General features: G+C 60.4%; 14 protein-coding genes and 2 pseudogenes. 5 read left to right on the forward strand and 11 right to left on the reverse strand.

All coding sequences use genetic code 11. The features are described 5' to 3' along the window. Positions 1–11 precede the first annotated feature (11 nt). A complete protein-coding gene (locus tag VNX23_RS18430; RefSeq protein WP_325632329.1) occupies positions 12–314 on the reverse strand; it encodes a hypothetical protein in 303 nt (100 codons plus the stop codon). 465 nt (positions 315–779) lie between these two features. Beyond that, entirely contained in the window at positions 780–1,577 is a 798-nt protein-coding gene (locus VNX23_RS18435) for a DUF3800 domain-containing protein (protein ID WP_325632330.1), read from the reverse strand. Between the two features lie 172 nt (positions 1,578–1,749). Between VNX23_RS18435 and VNX23_RS18440 the strand changes: the two are divergent. After that, positions 1,750–2,382 (forward strand): annotated as a pseudogene (locus tag VNX23_RS18440) (recombinase family protein); the annotation flags it as partial. A gap of 295 nt (positions 2,383–2,677) precedes the next feature. Here VNX23_RS18440 and VNX23_RS18445 read toward each other — a convergent pair. Next, positions 2,678–4,342 (reverse strand): L-lactate permease, encoded by a 1,665-nt coding sequence (locus tag VNX23_RS18445; RefSeq protein ID WP_325632332.1) that lies wholly within the window; start codon positions 4,340–4,342, stop codon positions 2,678–2,680. A 300-nt stretch (positions 4,343–4,642) separates the two neighbouring features. Between VNX23_RS18445 and VNX23_RS18450 the strand changes: the two genes are divergently transcribed. Then, positions 4,643–6,523 carry an ABC transporter ATP-binding protein/permease gene (locus VNX23_RS18450; RefSeq protein ID WP_325632334.1) on the forward strand — a complete coding sequence of 627 codons (1,881 nt, stop codon included), beginning with the start codon at positions 4,643–4,645 and terminating at the stop codon, positions 6,521–6,523. Here the strand turns inward: VNX23_RS18450 and VNX23_RS18455 are convergent. Further along, a pseudogene (locus tag VNX23_RS18455) lies at positions 6,453–6,890 on the reverse strand (HPP family protein); the annotation flags it as partial. The gene VNX23_RS18450 and the pseudogene VNX23_RS18455 sit on opposite strands and share 71 nt — an antisense overlap. Before the next feature lie 68 nt (positions 6,891–6,958). Further along, positions 6,959–7,930, reverse strand: a complete 972-nt coding sequence (locus VNX23_RS18460; protein WP_325632336.1) for a TorF family putative porin — start codon at positions 7,928–7,930, stop codon at positions 6,959–6,961. Between VNX23_RS18460 and VNX23_RS18465 the strand changes: the two genes are divergently transcribed. After that, the gene (locus VNX23_RS18465; protein WP_325632413.1) at positions 7,860–8,228 is read left to right on the forward strand and encodes a hypothetical protein; all 369 of its coding nucleotides are present in this window, start codon (positions 7,860–7,862) and stop codon (positions 8,226–8,228) included. The genes VNX23_RS18460 and VNX23_RS18465 overlap by 71 nt on opposite strands. Positions 8,229–8,673: 445 nt before the next feature. Here the strand turns inward: VNX23_RS18465 and glcF are convergent, their stop codons facing one another. From glcF to VNX23_RS18480, 3 genes are all read right to left on the reverse strand, one after another. Further along, positions 8,674–9,987: a glycolate oxidase subunit GlcF gene (glcF, locus tag VNX23_RS18470; RefSeq protein ID WP_325632337.1), complete on the reverse strand. Its 1,314-nt coding sequence runs from the start codon at positions 9,985–9,987 to the stop codon at positions 8,674–8,676. Continuing rightward, complete coding sequence (locus VNX23_RS18475; protein WP_325632339.1) at positions 9,984–11,213, reverse strand: FAD-binding protein; 1,230 nt, start codon at positions 11,211–11,213, stop codon at positions 9,984–9,986. Before VNX23_RS18475 ends, glcF begins: the two co-directional genes overlap by 4 nt. Positions 11,214–11,369: 156 nt before the next feature. Further along, complete coding sequence (locus VNX23_RS18480) at positions 11,370–12,863, reverse strand: FAD-linked oxidase C-terminal domain-containing protein (protein WP_325632341.1); 1,494 nt, start codon at positions 12,861–12,863, stop codon at positions 11,370–11,372. A gap of 233 nt (positions 12,864–13,096) precedes the next feature. On the opposite strand from VNX23_RS18480, the gene cycA reads away from it, so the two are divergent. Then, complete coding sequence (gene cycA / locus VNX23_RS18485) at positions 13,097–13,495, forward strand: cytochrome c-550 CycA (protein ID WP_325632343.1); 399 nt, start codon at positions 13,097–13,099, stop codon at positions 13,493–13,495. Between the two features lie 57 nt (positions 13,496–13,552). Here the strand turns inward: cycA and VNX23_RS18490 are convergent, their stop codons facing one another. The 3 genes from VNX23_RS18490 to VNX23_RS18500 are packed head-to-tail and all read right to left on the reverse strand — an operon-like array spanning position 13,553 to position 15,164. Continuing rightward, a complete protein-coding gene (locus tag VNX23_RS18490) occupies positions 13,553–13,882 on the reverse strand; it encodes a hypothetical protein (RefSeq protein ID WP_325632345.1) in 330 nt (109 codons plus the stop codon). Between the two features lie 9 nt (positions 13,883–13,891). Further along, positions 13,892–14,158: a class I SAM-dependent methyltransferase gene (locus VNX23_RS18495; RefSeq protein WP_325632346.1), complete on the reverse strand. Its 267-nt coding sequence runs from the start codon at positions 14,156–14,158 to the stop codon at positions 13,892–13,894. Next, positions 14,121–15,164: an alpha/beta hydrolase gene (locus VNX23_RS18500; RefSeq protein WP_325632348.1), complete on the reverse strand. Its 1,044-nt coding sequence runs from the start codon at positions 15,162–15,164 to the stop codon at positions 14,121–14,123. The genes VNX23_RS18495 and VNX23_RS18500 overlap by 38 nt, the downstream gene beginning before the upstream one ends. Before the next feature lie 270 nt (positions 15,165–15,434). Here VNX23_RS18500 and VNX23_RS18505 point away from each other — a divergent pair, with 270 nt between their 5' ends. Beyond that, on the forward strand, positions 15,435–15,617 hold the full coding sequence (locus tag VNX23_RS18505) for a hypothetical protein (RefSeq protein WP_325632350.1): 183 nt from the start codon (positions 15,435–15,437) through the stop codon (positions 15,615–15,617). Positions 15,618–15,741: the final 124 nt, after the last annotated feature.

Raw genomic sequence — 15,741 nt, forward strand, 5'->3', positions numbered from 1 at the left:
CACTGGAACGGTCATCGCTTCAGATGCTCGAACTTGATGCGGTGAATGTGCTCACGGAATAATTCTCTCCGAGAAGGCGGTATGGGCTGTATTTTTTCAAGAGAATGCGGCGTCGGGAAAGAAAACGCTGGCATATCATCTGGCCGACCTGGGCTATAATCAACCAGCGGCGTATAACCGGCAGCGACATTGATGCAGTAAAGGAGCCTGTCGCTACGCTCAAGTGCTGCGGCCATCACATTGCATTCTACCATCCCTGTCATCGGCCATTCCCATATCGGACCAACAAGATGGATGATGATGAGAAGGGTCATAGCGGGTTAGGCCATCCCAGCAGTAGCGAGCCGTTCACATCTGCTATACAGGCGCGAACATCGGTAATGGTTCGGTCACCAACTTTCAACGATCTGATGGTACTGACGGCGCAAGCGCGCTCAACGCTCGCTGCAACAGGTGGATGCTGCAGTACCGCAATTAGAAACGGCGCCGTCGCCGACGCCGTCCCTAGTGCTGCACTGAAACCATCCGCAACGGGGCAACGCGGGTCCTATTCGTCCTCGTGCCCCAAAAGCTTGCCGGTCTTTCGATTGACGAGATGTATCCTGGTGCAAGCAGGAACTGGGGCATGCCTTTCCAAATGCTTAAGAAAGCGGACCGGAAAAAATAATTATCCCCACGATTCAAAAAGGGAGGTCAATTCGCTATATTAGAATCAATTCGGCTGCGGTCGAAGGGAGATCGCTTGCGATCGCCGGGGGCGTAAGGCCCCCGTTTTTCTTTTATGGCAGCCATTTTCTGCCGCATCCCCTTATGAGCTTGCTCGTGGGGTGGCGGTCATAGACTTTTTCCAGCGCCTGAATGATCGCCGCTCCATAGTCATCAGGAATCGTGATGTTTTGCTGCATGAACTTGAATGTTCGGTGGGCGGGGTGAGCAACCAGGTCCGCCACCTGTAATCCGGCGACGTTTGCAGTCTTGGGCTCAAGGCGTAGTTCGCGGGAGATAAGCCGCGCCTGCACGATGTGAGGCTTTATGAAGTCGGTCCCGTTGTCGTACAGGTAACGAAAGGCGCGGCGCAATCGCATATCGTGCCAAGGACCTCTGGCTTCTCCCATCACATCGCCAAGGGCAGCATTGCGGGTCAGCCATAGGATAAACCGCTCTACCAGGCACCTGAGAACGTAGTGATAAGGATCGAAGTGCCAGGCCTTATACTTTTCAAAGTGCGATTGCTTGTCGATCGAAACTGTAAAGGCAGGACCAGGCAAATACCCGATCAGATCTAAAAACTCCTCGTCAAATTTGGTTCTGAGGGCTTCATCCCTTAGGACCGAAAAAATGCCTTCTCGGGCAATCAATTCTCTTCTGTGAAGTATAACGTCGGTGCTCTTAAAGATGCGTCGTTTCAGAGCGGAAAGTCGAACGGTGAAGGTCAAATCGTGCACGTCTTGCCGAAAGACAATGCCGGTTAAGCTGAGGTACCGCTGATTCTGGTCCTTCCTATGCGCCTTAAGATCGCCAGTTCCGGTTTCGTCGAAGTACAGTCTGTACCGGCGTGTGGGATGGATGAATGTCATATTCTTAACAGAGCCAACTCGACAAGTTTAAACAAGCCGCGAGCGGTCTCGAAATTGACGACGACGAACGCTCCGATGAAGTGCTCGGAGAGATTTCCAGTAAAACTAACGAAAGTAAAAAGCTGTAGCCTTCTGTCCGATTCAGTCGAAGTGACGGCGCGTCAAAACCTACCTCAACGGCGGCGACTGGCAGATCGTTGACGAGCACACGGAAGTCGAGTCCGGGAAGCGGTCGGATAGGCCCGCCCTGGAGAAGGCCCTGGCCGCTGCACGGCTTCATCGGGCCTCTTTGGTTGTTTCCAAAGTCGATCGCCTGACGCGCTCTGTGGCCTTCCTATCGCGATTGCTGGAGGCTGGCGTCGACGTCCGCTTCGCCGACCTGCCTCAGATTGAGGGTGCTACCGGGCGTTTCATGTTGCAGCAGATGGTTGCTGTCGCCGAACTGGAAGCCGGCATGATCTCAGCCAGAACCAAGGCGGCCCTGGCGGCGGCGAAGAAGCGTGGCAAGAAGCTTGGCGGAAATCGCGGCGTGAAACCAACCGCAAAGATGCGGGCCTTGTCTCGGGCGGCCCTACAGGCGCGTGCTGATGCGAGGGCGGCGGACATCGGCCCGACAATCAAAGCGCTCCGGGACGCCGGCGCGACGAGCCTGAGGGCCATTGCGGACGGGTTGAATGCCAAGGGCATTCCCACTGCGCGCGGCAACGGCGAATGGCAGGCCGTCCAGGTCCAGCGCGTACTGGAACGCCTCGACCCTTTCGTCGAGGGCGGCGCAAGCGAAGCAAATAGCCTGGACGCCGCGTAGCACCAACACGCCTATCCCGACGAACCTGCGATGCGGCAGAACGCCCCGGTACGGCGGTCGCTGGCGCGGGTTTGACCCTTGGCCGGTGTCCCAGCCCGCCCGCGCGCCTGGGTGGCTCCGCCGCGCGCACGGGCCGGTCCTATGGCGGTCCTACGGGCGATTTCCGAGGACCGGGACCGGTGAGAGATCAGTGGTAAGTGCTTTATTTTGCTGGTAAGTGCGCGGGGGATCGAACCCCGGACCCCGCGGCCGAAAGACGCGGGGACCTGGCCGACTTGATTCCGCCCCTGATGCTCTACTTCAAGACCATCAGCGTGAACGGATAGACATAGGCCTGCAGCATCACATAGAGGCCGACCAGACAGGCCAGCGCGATCGAATGCTTGAAGACGAAACGCAGGATCGAGCCTTCATGTCCGTACCAGTTGGTGGCGGTGGAGGCGACGACGATCGACTGCGCGTCGATCATCTTGCCCATGACGCCGCCGGATGAGTTCGCCGCGGCCATCAGGACCGACGACAGACCCAGCTGCTCCGAGGTGATCTTCTGCAGATTGCCGAACAGAATATTCGATGCGGTATCCGATCCGGTCAAAGCGACACCGAGCCAGCCGAGCAGCGTGCCGAAGAACGGATACAGAATGCCGGTCGCCGCGAACGCGAGGCCCAACGTCGCATCGATGCCGGAGAGGCGCGTCAGTGTGCCGATCGCAAGCATTGCTGAGATCGTGATCAACGAAATCGCGCAAAGCCTGATAGTGCGGCCATACTCCGCGATCATCTTGGCTGGCGAAAATCCTGCCAGGAAGCCAGCGATGATCGCCGCGATCAACATGCCCGTTCCGGTGAACGACAGGTAGGTGAACCCGAACACCGCCCCTTCCGGCGTCGGCTTCGCAGCCACCGGCGGTACCTTGTTGATCATTTGATGCAATTCGGGGACCTGGTAATTCCAGACAAAGATCTTGTTCGCCCAGGTTTTGAACTCGCCGCTCCCCCAGATCAGCATCACGATGCAGACGATGATCCATGGCAACAGAGCGCTCCAGAGCTGCCCCTGAGTTAGGGGTGTCTTATCAAGCGGCTTCGCCGGCGTCATCGTCGCCATGGATTCGTCATTGCCACGCAGTGCCGGCGACAACCAAAGCTGTTTCGGCTGCCACACCCTGAGGAACAGAATCAGGCACCCCATCGAAATCAGCGAAGCGCCGATATCGACGATCCACGGATTGATGAAGTTGGAGATCACGAATTGCGGGACCGCGAACGAGACGCCGGTGACCAGAATGGCCGGCCAGACCTCCTTCATGCCTTTCCAGCCCGCAAAGGCCCACACCACCCAGAACGGAACGATCAGCGAGAACACTGGCAACTGCCGGCCGACCATCGCACCGAGGATGTAAGGATCAAGACCGGTGACTGAAGAAAGGCCCTGAATCGGCGTACCAAGCGCGCCATAGGCAACAGGCGCCGTGTTGGCAATCAACGACAGACCGGAGGCCGCAAGCGGCGAGAAGCCAAGACCGATCAGGACGGCACCGGTCACCGCCACCGGCGTTCCGAACCCCGACGCCCCCTCAAAGAAGGCGCCGAACGAGAAAGCAATCAAAAGCAATTGCAGCCGACGATCTTCCGTGACGCCACCGACGGCTCGCTTCAATAATTCGAATTGACCGGTTGCGACCGTAAGCTGGTAGAGAAAGATGACATTCAGCACGATCCAGCCGATTGGGAAGAAACCCGCCACCACGCCGAGCAGTGAGGCGCGAATCGACATGTTCGCCGGCATCGTGAATACGAAGATCGCGATGAGATTGGTCAGGATCACCGCAATGATGGCAGCGATATGCGCCTTGACTTTGCCGCTTGCGATCAAAACCAGCAGCGTGACGACGGGTATCGCCGCGGCGATCGTCGATAACACGGTGTTGCCGAAAGGATTATAGACCTGATTCCACATTAGGTTTCCTCCCACGCGCTGTTTTACACCCAACCCGCGTGAACAGTCGGTACGCCTGGCGCGATTGTCGGGGTCTTTCTGGCAAAGCACGAAATCCGAGGCGAATTTGGCTTTGCCAAGCCCGCTCACAAACGCGCGACGTGTGAAGGCCCCCTGCCCTTCGCCGTAATCGGCATGCTAGGGTTGACTCGGAGCCCGGGACAAGCGAACGCAGACTGCGGAGATTACAACTTTAGTCTAGAAGCTCCTTTTTTCGCTGAAATTTCGGGCCTTGCGGCCATTTCCCGGAGACCGCAATCTGTGAACAACATCCGCTTCAGGCCCGCGACCGTATGGCGGATCGCTGCTCCCTATTTCCGCTCGGAAGACAAATTTGCAGGCCGCCTGCTCTTGGCGTCGGTAATCGCGATCGAACTGCTGGTGGTCGGGATCAACGTCCTCTTGAACCAGTGGAACAACCGCTTTTTTACTGCGCTGCAGGAGAAGAATTGGGACAGCTTTGTCAGGGAGATCGGTATCTTTTGCATCCTGGCCTTCTGCTACATCGCACTCGCTGTCTACCAACTCTATCTCAACCAATGGCTTCAGATCCGCTGGCGGAACTGGTTGACGCGCCGCTACCTCGGCCAATGGCTGCATGACGCCAACCACTACCGGATGCAGCTTCAGGGCGATGCCGCCGACAATCCGGACCAGCGCATTACCGACGACGTCAAAATGTTCGTCGATCAAACCCTGACCATCAGCGTCGGCTTTTTGAGCGCGGTGGTGACGCTGGCTTCCTTTGTGGTCATCCTCTGGGGCCTGTCGGCTGAATCTCCATTGACGATATCCGGCAGCGAGTTGCACATCCCCGGTTATCTGGTATGGGGCGCGCTGATCTACGCCATCTTCGGAACCGCGCTGACCCATTGGATCGGCTCGCCGCTGGTCGCGCTTGATTTTCAACAGCAGCGCTTCGAGGCCGACTTCCGCTTCAACCTCGTTCGGGTGCGCGAGAACGCCGAGCAGATCGCGCTGTTGCGAGGCGAGGGCGCGGAACGGCAGCGGCTTTCGGAGCGCTTCGGCCACGTCGTCCAGAACTGGTATAAGATAATGGAGCGGACCAAGCGGCTGACGGCATTCACGTCAAGTTATGCTCAAGCCGCGGTAGTCTTCCCCTACATTCTGGTTGCGCCGGCCTTTTTCGCGGACAAGATCCAGCTAGGCGGTATGACGCAGACCGCATCCGCCTTTTCCACCGTGCAACAGTCGCTGTCGTTTTTCGTCTCTGTCTATCGCGCGCTCGCCGAATGGCGCGCGGTGATCGCGCGCCTCGAAGGCTTCGAGGAGGCGATTGCCAGCGCCGCAAAACTGGCCGCCGACGCGATCGACATCCAGGCCTCAAACGACAAGAACCGGATCGAGATCCGGCGGTTTCTGCTCCGCCTGCCCAACGGAAAACCCCTGGTCGCAGCCGATTGTTTCGACATTCGAAGCAACCAGCGCACGCTGGTCACGGGCCCGTCCGGAGCCGGCAAGTCGACCTTGTTCCGCGCCATCGCAGGCATCTGGCCGTTCGGAACCGGCGTGATCACGATCCCATCCAAGGCCACGTTGATGATGCTGCCCCAGCGACCGTATTTTCCGGTCGGCACGCTGAAGGCGGCCATCGTCTACCCCTCCGAACCGGACACATACGATTCGCTGGCCGTTGCAAACGCGTTGAGGTCGGTGGGCCTGCCGCAACTCGCATCGCGGCTGGAAGAGGACGGGCACTGGAACCGGATGCTATCGCTCGGCGAACAGCAACGGCTCGGGATCGCACGTGCGCTCCTGCACGGGCCGCAATATCTGTTCCTCGATGAGGCGACCGCCTCGCTCGATGAGACTTCTGAAGCCGCGCTCTATCGTCTCCTTGCCGAGAAGCTTCCGGCAACCACGGTGGTCTCGATCGGCCACCGAAGCACGCTCGAGGCCTTCCACGAGCGCAAGGTCGTGCTGGCCCCAAAGGGAGACCGATTTGCGCTACTGGACCAGGGCGTCGAGCCTTCCTCTACAGCCAGCGCAGCGGCCACGCTCGGCCCAGAATCAGGCGATGCCAGAGATAAGCGAACGCCATTAGCAACAGCGCCCCCGAGAGCACCGGTGCGACCAGGAACGACCAGGGAAGGCCGCCGGAGACCACCAACAGGGGATTGATTCCGGCCGGCGGGTGGAACGTTCCTGTGAGGTACATCGCGAGCACGGCCAATCCGACCGCGGCGGCGGCGGCCCAGGCTTGCGGCCCCGCCAGGTGGAGCACGAGAAGTCCGACCAGCGTCGCCACCAGATGGCCGCCCACCAAGGCACGGGGCTGGGCCGGCTCCACATCCGGCGATCCCACGACCAGGACGATGGAGGTGGCGAAGGGAATGAGGACCAGCGGGTAGTGGGCCGCCAGCGAAGACCATTCCATGCCGCCGATGGCAAAGGCCACTCCGAGCCCTGCAGCGGCCGCCTGTGCGATATTGGAGGGGTCGACGCGGCGATGCGCCTTCTTCGCGACCTCCTGCCAGTCTGGAACCATCGGTCCCCCCAAAACGAAAAGGCGGCAAACGCCCTTGCCGCTCCTTCTACGACATCATGGAAGAAAAACTACTTCAGATTGCTCACCGCGGTCAGGTCGGCCGAGAGCTTGACGATGCCGGCTGCGCCGCACCAGTCAGAGCCGAACCCGTTTGGATTGACGGGGGTCACATTGCCTGGAATGTTTGCATTGAACGCGCTGGTGAGGGAGGCGCAATCGCCCTTGCTCAGGTTCGTATCCGAATAGCGCAAATCCAGGGTGAACACTTTGTAGGTAAAGCTGATTCCGACATTCCAGGTGTTGTAGCTGGGATAGGGAATCCCGACGGGTGCCGCCGTAATGCGATAAAATGCATCCGTTGTCCCGAACCACTGACGGCCGAATTCACCCGACAGGTAGGCGCCGACCCCGCTGGATCCGAACCACGGCTTCGGTGCCGTTACCCGTGCCGTCACGGAGGCGTAATCACCCCAGGCGCCTGAGTTCAAAAAACTGGGCGTATAGAATTCATTGGCACCAACCGCGAAGGTGTCGTTGATGGTCCAGTTGAACTTGCCGTAAGCCTCAAAGAAGCTGAGGTTCTGCTTGATCTGGGTGAAATCGGGGCCCTGCGCCAAAGGCGAACCGGGCGGGCAAACGGGAACGCCGCCGGGAAAGCTCTCCTGGCACTGTCCGCCCGGGTAGAGATAGCCCCAAAGACCAACATCGAAGGCGAAAGCGCCAAAGGTCGGTCGAATACCGCCGTAGACGTCGACCTCGGCGGCCGCGTGGTTGGCAAAGGAAATGCTTTCCGCGGCCGTGCCGACGTAGAGCTGCAAGTCCTTGTTGATGTTGTAGCGCGGCTCGAAATAGACCGCGACCGATGGCTTGTGATTGGACTGGGTGATGCCGCGGAAGATGTAGTCGTTCATGACCGCGCCGCCGAACGCGATATCCCAGGGATCGAACGGCGCTGGCGGCGTCGCCTTCATGGGCAAATCCGCGGCGAAAGCCGAACCGGTCATCGCCCACAGAGTGGCGAATACAGCCATCTTTTTCATTGGAAGTCCCATCACTGTCGCCCCGGCGTCGGAACGACAGGACGGCGGCCCAATCAAAGAGCTGCAATCTGTTGCGGGGTATTTCGATTATGAGGCAAAAGAAGTGATCAGATGCACATTTTTCATGCGCGTTTGGAATCATATCCTGCGACTGTTGTATGGCGACAACAGCTTTTCCGGGGACAAGTGCTGGATTACTGCTCGGTCTCGCACCCCGATCACCGGCGAATCGGCTCGGCCCATAACGGCGAAAGGCCGCAGCGAACGCGGGCTGCGGCCTTTCGATCAAGGTGAATGAGCCCGAAGGAAGTTTCCTTCTATTGGCTTTCTTCCCCGCCGGAGGAGGGCGAATGCTCCCACGACGGCGCGGGGCTCGATGAAGGCGAACTGGGCATCGCCCAGCTTGATTCCGACGGAGCCGGAGTAGGCGCCTCTGCCGGCTTGGGTGCGGCCGGCTTGGGAGCGGCCTTTCTCGCGGATGCCTTTTTCGCGCTGGCCTTCTTGGCCGATTTTTTGGGGGCGGCCTTCTTTGCAGATTTCTTGGCCTTCTTCGCCGATTTCTTTGCGGACTTCTTGGCGGATTTTTTGACAGATTTCTTGGCCGATCTCTTCTTCGCTGCCATTACCTTTTTGCTCTTAGCCTTCTTGCCTTTTTTCTTTCTGCCTTTAGCCATCGTGATCCTCCTGTTGAGCCGTGTCTATCGAGCGCTTGAGGTCGTCTGCTTCCATGCAACGCCAATCGATCAGTTCGATCCTGGCCGGGGACCCCCTGTCGCCCAATCGAGAAGCTCAATCGTGTGCACCACAGGAACTGACGTGCCGCCGGCAATCTGCACCATGCATCCGATATTGCCTGCGGCAATCATATCCGGCTTGACCATCGCAATATTGGCGACCTTTCGATCGCGCAATTTGTTCGCAATGTCAGGCTGGAGAAGGTTGTAGGTCCCCGCCGAACCGCAACACAAATGGCTCTCGGGCACATCTTTCACCACGAATCCGTTCTTGGAAAGCAATTCTTTCGGGGCTTGCGTGATTTTCTGCCCGTGTTGTAGCGAACAGGCCGCGTGATAGGCGACGACAATCTCGCCGAGATGCTGTGCCGGCATCAGATCGAGGCCGCCAAGATATTCGGTGACGTCCTTGGCCAGCGCCGAGACCCGCGCGGCACCGGCCGCAAAACCGGGGTCCTTGCGCAGCATGAAACCATAGTCCTTGATCACGGTGCCGCAGCCCGATGTCGTGACCAGGATCGCATCAAGGCCGCCGCGTTCGGCCTCGGTCAGCCAGGCCGTGACGTTGGCGCGGGCGCGCGCCAACGCGTCGTCGTCCCGTCCGAGGTGATGGGTCAGCGCACCGCAGCATTGCTCATCCCGGACCAGGACCACCTCGATGCCATGACGCGTCAAAACATTGATGGCGGCCTGATTGATCCGCGGTGCCAGAACCTGCTGCGCACACCCCTGCAGCAGCGCGACCCGTCCGCGCCGCTCGCCTGTGGCCGGGAACACGCTGCCAGCTGCGGCGCCGGGCGATGGCAGGCGGCCCGGGGCCAACGCCAGCATCGCCCTGATCCGCCCCAACAGGCTCGGCGAGGCCGAAGGCCCTGCTGGCGGCAGCAAGGCAACCAGCGGCCGGCCCAGTCGCGCCAGCCTCATGCTGAAGCGAAACCAGGCCGGCCGCGGCAGCACCAGCGCAAGCGCCGAGCGCAACAGCCGCTCCGGCAGCGGCCGCCTGTATTCCCGTTCGATCCTGACCCGCGCCTGATCGACCAGATGCATATAGTTCACGCCCGACGGACAGGTGGTCATGCAGGCAAGACAGGAGAGACAGCGATCGATGTGCTTGACCACTTCTTCGGTCGGCGGCTGGTTCTTTTCCAGCATCTCCTTCATGAGATAGATCCTGCCGCGCGGGCTATCGAGCTCGTCACCAAGCAGCACATAGGTCGGACAGGTCGCGGTGCAGAACCCGCAATGCACGCATTTGCGCAGGATCTTGTCGGCTTCGGCGATATCGGGATCGGCGAGCTGAGAGAGGCTGAATTCGGTCTTCATGCCCGTGTCATCCGGCCGCGGTTGAGAATGTTCCTGGGATCGAAGCTCTGACGGACCCGTTCGCTCAACGCGGCGACGCCGCTTTCTGACGGATGGAACACCTCCACGTTGCACCTCACTTCCTCGGACGCCCGCAGTAGCATGGCGTGGCCCCCTGCCGCGTCGGCGCGCGTCCGCACCAGGGCTGCCTGGGCGTCCGGCTTGGGAGGCAGCGCCGCCCAGATCAGGCCACCGCCCCAGTCGTAGATCACGTCGCCGCCGGTATCGCGCGCCAGCCCCTCGCCGAGTGCGCCGCCGGCGGCGGGTGGACAGACGATCCGCCACACCGGCCACGCGCCGAGCGCGCCCTTGACCTCGAACGGCTCGACATCGCGAACGCAAGCCCATACCGAGGCCGAGGTTCCGTCTTCGACGATCTCGGCGGCTCCGAACGGCGAGAGTGCCTTTGCAAGTGCGGCCGCGCGATGGACCGCCGATTCCGTGATGCCTTCCAGGCGCAACAGCGTCACCGCATGTAGCGGCGAACCGAGTTGGCCAAGTGCGCCCGAGGCGCCGCGAAATGCCGATTTCGGAACATGGGCCGCACCGGAAACGTCGAACGGCGAGCCCAGCGCCGCCGTCATCACCTTGTTCGCCGCGGTGTGGTCAAGTCCGCGCAACACGAGGGTGCGCTCGCTCTCCGGCCTGGGCACGACCTTCAGCGTCAACTCAGTCATGACTGCGAGCGTTCCCCACGAGCCCGCCAGCAGCTTGCAAACATCATATCCGGTGACGTTCTTCACCACCTTCCCGCCGGTCTTGAAGCTGTCGCCGAACCCGGACACCGCATGCGCACCGAGCAGATGGTCGCGCCCACCTCCCGCCTGGATACGGCGCGGCCCCGCAAGGCCCGAGGCGATCGTGCCGCCAATGGTACCGACAGCGGGAGCTCCTAGAAGCGGCGCGGTGTCGATCGGCTCAAATGCAAACTGCTGATTTTTGGAATCGATCAGCGATTTGACGTCATTGAGCGGCGCTCCCGCTTCAACCGTGATGATCAGCTCGTTCGGCTCATAGGATTTGACGGCATTGAGCGCCGAAAGATCGAGCACCGCATTGGTCGTCATTGGCTGACCGATCAACCGCTTCGAGCCGTGGCCGATGATTTCGAGCGGCTGCTCGCCGGCAATGGCCGCGCGTACCGCCTGCTCGACATCCTTTGCGTCACGTACTTTCAGAATATCCACGATCGCTCCGCATACCCTTCTCGGCAAAGGCAGGGCGTTCGCATTCGAATGCGCACTCTCTTATCCCTCCCCCATGTGGGGAGGGATAGAAACGAGTGGCGCTTCAAATGGGCTGATAACACATAGTGCCGCATGGCAAGTTCGTCATTCATCCGGCTAGAAGCGTGGAATATCGGGAAAAGCGAGCTTGCCGGCGTGCACATGCATGCGGCCAAGCTCGGCGCAGCGGTGCAGCGTCGGAAACACCTTGCCGGGGTTGAGCAAACCTTGCGCGTCGAAAGCGCATTTCAATCGCTGCTGCTGGTTCAAATCGATCTCGGAAAACATCTCGCCCATCAAATCGCGCTTTTCGATGCCAACGCCGTGCTCGCCGGTGAGCACCCCGCCGAGTTCGACGCAGGCCCGCAGGATATCCGCGCCGAAGGCCTCCGCCCGCTCCATCTCGCCGGGCTGATTGGCGTCGAAGAGGATCAGCGGATGCAGATTGCCGTCGCCGGCATGAAACACGTTGGCGACACGCAGATCGTATTTTTGCGACAGCTCGCGAATTCTCGCCAGGGCCTTCGGCAGCGCTCCGCGGGGAATGGTCCCATCCATGCAGAGATAGTCCGGCGAAATCCGCCCCACGGCCGGAAACGCCGCCTTGCGCCCGGCCCAGAACAGGTTGCGTTCGACTTCCGAATTCGAGATCTGACAGAACGTCGAGCCGCACGCTTGCGCGATCGTCTCCACGCGCCTGATCAATTGATCGACCTCGATGCCGGGACCGTCCAGTTCGATGATGAGGAGCGCCTCGACGTCGAGCGGATATCCGGCATGAACGAAAGCCTCGGCGGCGTGGATCGCCGGCTTGTCCATCATTTCCATGCCGCCCGGAATGATGCCGGCGCCGATGATCCGCGCTACGCATTCGCCCGCCGCTTCGACCTCGGCGAAGCCCACCATCAGGGCGCGAGCGGTCTCAGGTTTCTGCAGGATTCGCACGGTGATCTCGGTGATGACACCGAGCAAGCCCTCTGAACCGGTGATGATCCCCATCAAATCGTAACCGCCGCTCTCGGCGCACTTGCCGCCGATGCGAACGATCTCGCCGGTGATCAGCACGATCTCGCAGCCGAGCACGTTGTTGGTGGTCATGCCGTATTTCAGGCAATGCACGCCGCCGGAATTCTCAGCGACATTGCCGCCGATCGAGCAGGCGATTTGCGACGACGGATCGGGTGCATAATAGAAGCCGGCGTGCGCAACCGCCAGGCTGATCGCAAGATTGGTCACTCCCGGCTCGGTAACGACCACTCGGTTGTCGAAATCGATCTCGCGAATGCGATTGAATTTGCCGAGACCCAGCAGCACCGCGTCCGCAAGCGGTAATGCGCCGCCGGACAGCGAGGTGCCTGACCCGCGCGGCACCACCTTGATGCCCTGCTCGAAGCAATATTTGAGAACCTGTGAGACCTGTTCAGTGGTGTCCGGCAACACCACCACCATCGGCGGCTGCCGGTAGGCCATCAGGCCATCAGACTCGTAGGGGACCATTTCGGCGGCGCTGTCGATCACGCCTTCGCCCGGCACGATCGCGCGCAACGCTTTGACGATGGTGGCGCGGCGGTCCAATACCGCCTGGTCCGGCGCGGGCATCATGATGGCCATGTGAGCTCCTCCCGGCGGGCAAAGAAGGTCCGCGACATTGCCGATTTATGAAGAGGAATCAAGCACGTCTGGAAAGGTTTGGATAGGCCGCAAGCGGTGGAGGTGCCGGCAATATCCGACGGCTCTGCCAAGCCGCCGGTATTGGCAGCCCTTGTCCATCGGGCACGCCCTATGCCACAAGCATGCTCAGTGGAAGGCCACATGTGCAACCCCGAAGCAACGAAGGGCAGATAATGAAAAAATTTGCATTGAGCGCGCTGGTCATCATCGCATCATCGGCGGCCGCAACCGCTGCGCTGGCGCAGGATGCGGAGGCCGGCAAGACATCGTTCAACAAGTGCCTCGCCTGTCACGCGATCGGAGAGGGCGCGAAGAACAAGGTGGGACCGGAGCTCAACGGGATCGACGGCCGCAAGTCCGGCACCGCGGCCGACTATAATTATTCCGATGCCAACAAGAATTCCGGCATTACCTGGAACGAGGCCCAGTTCAAGGAATACATCAAGGACCCGAAGGCGAAGATTCCGGGCACCAAAATGGTCTTTGCAGGCATCAAGAACGAGAAAGAGGTCAACGACCTCTGGGCCTATCTTTCGCAATTCGACAAGGACGGCAAGACCAAGGGCAAATAAGCCATCGGGCGTGGGGGAGCGGCGCGAGGCCCCTCCTCCGTGGCATTTGCCATACCCTCAGCGCGATCGGCAAAGCCAAACCGTACGTCCGCCGGCCTGCGGGTCCTCGACAACATGGTCGATCGTTTCGAAACCTGACTGGTTGATCAGGCTTTGGTACTCCTCCGGCGCGAGACTGGCGTGATACAGCGGATCGCCGCGGTAATCACCAATTGCCTCTCCATGTTGCGGGCCGGTGTTGAACATCAACATCGCGCCGGGTGATGCGTGCGCCGCGAACACCGCGAACATCCTCCGCTGGTGTTCATGATCCAGGTGAAAGAAACTGTCCCACGAAAGGATGCCACCAAAGCGTCGGTCAAGTGAAACGTTGCGCATGTCGCCCACGATCCACTCCTAATCGGGCAGATGCTGCCGGCAAAGCGATATCATGGTCGGCGACGAGTCGACGCCGGTCACTTTCAGCCCATGTGCCTGCAAATGGGCCGCAACGGGAAAACCCGGCCCGCAGCCAAGGTCGAGAACGCTCTCGCCCGGCGCCAAAGCTTCCACAAAGCGGTCGTGCCAGACCTTGTCGTTCCATAAACTATTCCGCCGATCGCCGGCCCACGCGATCGCGTGTTTTTCATAGTGGCGGATGATACGGCCTGCCGGATGCGTCATGGGGTGATGCGTCATGGGTGACCTGGACTTGCGAATCCTGACCGGACCAATAGTCGGCCGCAACGGCGGTTCCGCGCGCTTGCGCTTCGATCATGGCATCGATCTCGCACACAACGACGTCCGGCGCGCCGTTCTGGATCATGTGCCCGATGCCTTCCAGCACGATCAGCTTTGCACCAGGGACGGCAGAGGCGAACGGCCGCGAGTGAATGTTGGTCGACACGGTCTTGTCGACATCCCCTGAGATCACCACGGTCGGCACTTTTATTTCCGCGTAGAGCGGCGCCTGCTCTGCTACGGCCGCCTTCAGCGTCACCAGATCGCGAGCATTGGCAAGGAATTCGCGCGGACGAAGCAAAAGGGGCGTCGCGCTTTCGCGGACAAAATCGTCCGGCATGATTTGCGGCAGGAACACGTTGCGGGCGCCCGGCGCGGTGAGGAACAGGCCAAGCGGCAGCGTGATCGTATAGGCTAGCAGAGGTCCGATCACGGGCATGGTGACGAGCTCGTTGTACCAGCCGACGCCACCTCGCCATGGATAGGCGACCGGGGCCAGCATCACCAGACCCGCGATACGCTGTGGAAAATCAAGCGCCATCCGCGCACCCAGCGCGCCGGACCATGAATGCACCACCAGGATCGCGCGCCCGACGTCAAGCTTCGCCAGCGCCTCCTCGATCATTCGGCCCTGGGCCTCTGGCGTCGAATCCTCGCGGCGGGCGCGCGAACTCCAGCCATGGCCGGGCCGATCGATCAGGATCACGCGATGCTTTTCGGCCAGTCTGTCGCCGAGCGGTTTGCGCATGGCTTCGAGATTCGAGCTCGCCCCATGGATCAGCACGACGGGCTGGCCGCCGCGCGGTCCTATGTCGACGACGTTGAGCGTGGCGCCCGTGACGTCGATCATCACACCCCGTGCCGGATAGATACGTTGCAGGGCGATGACACCACCCCACGTGACCAGCGCCAGTATCAACAGCGCCGTCGCGAATATGACCACTATCATCAAGGGAATCCGGATCGGTTTGGGCACGGACAATGTTACGGCGGGGAAACAGGCGGGTTTCGCCTGGCCTGCGACCCCAAGGGTTTTCCACCGCGCGGAAGGCATACCGCAGCGCACTTCATACAGCCGTCATCGCCGGCTTTCTATAAGCGCAGCTGGAACTCTCGCGAGCCGCCCTCAAACTTTTCACCGCCTCGCTTATCCTCGCAATTCACAGCAACGCTTTTGTCATAGAAGCATTATCGCACCGCCAACATTGGAGGGTTTTCGATGACTTCCAGATTGAACGAATCGGCCATCGACGAGATCGTCGCCAGGTGCAACGGCGACATTCGGGGAGCGCTGCAGGCGCTTCTTTTGATCAATGAGCAGCTCGAAGCTGAGCTTCAACAGCTCCAGGCGGCGGTGGCACATGGCGGCCTGACGGCACAAGGCAGCGGTCTTTTGCACTAAAGCGCGATCTGCCGGGCGAACCGCTGTCACGCCTTTAAGCAAGCGGATGTCGGATCGCCACGATTAGAGCTCCGATTCCGAAGTTCGCAAGCCATTGCGGCGACCTCTGATGCGAACTTCGGAA

The organism is Bradyrhizobium sp. (genome assembly GCF_035570375.1).
Classification (GTDB): Bacteria; Pseudomonadota; Alphaproteobacteria; order Rhizobiales; family Xanthobacteraceae; genus Bradyrhizobium.